At 37.9% G+C, this 3344-nt stretch carries 1 protein-coding gene; it reads right to left on the bottom strand.

Annotation, left to right across the window (positions count from 1 at the left end; genetic code table 11):
• Window positions 1–214: 214 nt before the first annotated feature.
• Window positions 215–3211, bottom strand: coding sequence for a type ISP restriction/modification enzyme (locus tag IQ234_RS20340; RefSeq protein ID WP_193958403.1), 2997 nt, complete (start codon window positions 3209–3211; stop codon window positions 215–217).
• Between the last annotated feature and the right edge of the window lie 133 nt (window positions 3212–3344).

The following is a 3344-nucleotide window of genomic DNA, read 5'->3' as shown; positions in this document are numbered from 1 at the left end:
CCCCCCTTATCAAGGGTAGATCCCCCCGCCGATCGGCACCCCCCTTATCAAGGGTAGATCCCCCCGCCGATCGGCACCCCCCTTATCAAGGGGGGCAGGGGGGATCGAACCTAAAATCCATTTTTAATTTAATTATAACCAGCTACTTAGGGTTTTCTGAAAAAGTTTTTACTGGGGGCAGGGTGTACGATAAGATTTCCCAGAAGCAATCTTTTTAATGTCTCATCGCTTCTATTATTTTCATGGTTTCGACGCTGACAGTACAGACTCTTTGCAGTAAGTCAATTACTGTTTCTTTATAATCGGCAAAGCGATAGTTATTAAATCTTTCGGCGATGGTTTGATCTTTGGGTTTCTTTTCTTTATATTGATCTAATATCCATTCTAGGGCCGAACGATTACCGAGTTTATATTCCCAGGCAATTTTGGGAATATCTTGTAGAAAAGTGATATCATCGAGGTTGATGGAATTTTTTTCTCGGTCAGCTTTTAGTTTAGTTTTTGGTTTGAGGTTATTATTAGTATCAATGCGGGTTAGTGGGTAGGGTGCGACGGTTTCATAGTTGATATGTAATTCCATTAGTTTGCTTCCCCATTCTACCCATTGAGAGAAGTTATCATAAAAGGGAAGCCGGGGAAATTCTCGCTTAAGATTTAATTCATATTTACTGCGATATTCCGGGTAGTGAAGGACAGCATAAGTGTAGTGGAAGATATCGAGTTTGGTGAGGTTTTTGTCGTTGTAATGGTTTTGGAATTGTTGCAATCCCCAATCGGTGATATTATCGACGCGGTTTCCTTCTTTGTCGTAGCGGTAGAGGGGGACACATTGAGTTTTTTCAAGTGTATCTAAACAAAATATTTTGTTAGTTACTAACACGGAATTTGGTTTTGAAGAGCCAACTCCTGAAAACATTATGACTTGATTTGAATTAATTAATTCATTGCCAAATAGTTGATAATGATTTGAGGTAAGTCGATCTGAAAAAAATTTATCAGAATAGTAATACTTGGTAATATAGGGTCTATAAATAAGAGAAATTACGAATCTTGGGAAATACTCTGATTTTTCTTTGTTCTTAAATTTGGATACTAAAGAAGAACTCCATTTTATCGAATAATTTATGTGATTACAATCAATCGATTCATTGTAGATAGAAATAAAATATTGCATCTTTTTGGACAATAATTTCTCATCGTCTTCAAAGACCCATTCATCTCTATTAGTAGAAACACCTAGAGAGAAAAATTCAAATAATGCTTGAATGTCAGTTTGATTTTTGAGCAGTTTAGTGTTTTTGTCAACTACAGCTATCAAGTCATTAAAATCATTATCTGATTGTTCAATCCAGTTATGCTTTTTATCTGGGATGATATGCTCGAAATCAAGCTGATTAAGTTTTGTCGATGACAAAAACTCTAATTTTTGGGCTGCTGTATCCAATTCAGGACGACGAGTATATAAAATTTGACAAGGAAGATTATTACTTTGTCGCTTCACTATCAAACTAATCGCCACCCCCGTCTGAATACCGAAAACATTATGAGTTATCCCTGAAAGTTTAGGATTTTTCCTGACATTACCACCTAAATCAATGATATAAATTTCACTAAACTCATTCTCTACTACTTTTCTAAAACCGTCAAATGTCCTCGCATCGATAAAAGAAGAGTTAGTAATAAAAGCTATTATACCATTTTCACCTAACCTATCAGTAGCCCAACGAAAGAAGCGAGAATACATATCATATAGCTTTGTCTTCTGCGCTGTACTCTCTTCGATGTAAGTATCCTTAATGCGCTTATCAATAGCAGGATACTTCCGATTTTTATTATTGTCATTCTCATTTTGCTGATTAGCATTATAAGGAGGATTACCAATAATTACAGAAATATTGCGGTCATTTTGATTTTGAATGCGTTGGGTATTCTCCACCGACATGGCAAATAAATCCATCTGCTTGAGATGAAAAGCAGCATGGTCCAGGGTATCCACAAAACAGATATGCTCAAACTCCTCATACTCACCCATCTTCTGCTTGTAGGTGAACTCAATATTCAAATTAGCAATATAATAAGGCAGAATTGCCACCTCATTACAGTGCATCTCATGCTTATACTTGTACTGTAACTTATCCTTCGGTAAATACTCAATCAACTCCGTCACAAAAGTTCCTGTACCCGTCGCTGGATCTAAAATTTCTACTCCTGAATCCGCCAACAACTTACCAAAATGCTTATGGACTAAATAATCGACACTTTCAATCATAAAACGGACAATTTCATTGGGTGTATAGACAATTCCCAACCGGTCCGCCGCTTTCGGATTGTATGCTTTATAAAAATTCTCATAAATCGCCTTGAGAAACTTCTGCTTCTCGTGGTGATTGTAAATATTCGCCGCTGTCCGACGAATTACTGCATAATAACGTTCAATAGTTCCTAAAGTATTGCGCTTAGTATTACCAGTAAAGAAAGTTTCAATCACTCCCTGTAATTCCCTGGCGATATTATTTTCTCGGTGAAACTGAGACTCATTAAAAATATTGATAAAAATATCCTCTGTCAGAATATGCTGAATAATCATCTCCCGCACATCTTCCAGACTAATTTCTGGATTGATTGACTTGCGACAAATCTCTAAAAAATTGTCCCGCGCTGTCACAAAATTCCGATTCGTCTCCGACTGCAACGCAATTAAACCCCGCAACGCTTCTAAAATTGTTGGTAAATCTTCCTTAAAACTATCAATCGCCTCTCGAAAATCCTCAACCTCTGGACGTACATAATTAATAAAAGCATTAATAATCCCATCCAAAGCCTCATCATCGCGCATGGAGACGCGCAGTCTTTCCTCTCCTCCTTGAATTAAAACCGCCGTCTGGGAATCTTCAAATAAAATATTGTCATTAGGATAGCCTTTCGCCAACTTCTTCTCAATTTCCTCATCTAAATTATCGTATTGATCCTTACTTTCCCAATATCCCCAATCTAACCGTAAAGCATCCTTAACCGTCCCGTCAGGATAGACAACTTTTCCCGACTTAGTGCGATAATCCAACTCCGGAATTAACAAAAAATCCCGCGCCTTGCAATAGTCATTTAATAAATTCTGAAAAGCGACTCTAATCGAAGTTTCCTTGCGACTTCCGCCATATTGAATAATCTTTTCAACTTCCGTCTGATACTGGCTGATTAATAATCTAGACATTGGCTTAGAGGAGGTAAATTAAATAGATTTTGGACTCTGATCCCCTGCCCCCCTTATTAAGGGGGGTGCCGATAGGCGGGGGGATCTACCCTTATTAAGGGGGGTGCCGATAGACGGGGAGATAGGGTGATAA

Source organism: Microcystis aeruginosa LEGE 91341 (genome assembly GCF_015206885.1).
Classification (GTDB): Bacteria; Cyanobacteriota; Cyanobacteriia; order Cyanobacteriales; family Microcystaceae; genus Microcystis; species Microcystis aeruginosa_H.
The sequence above is the reverse complement of the archived record's forward strand: the minus strand, read 5'-3'. Positions and strand labels throughout refer to the sequence as shown.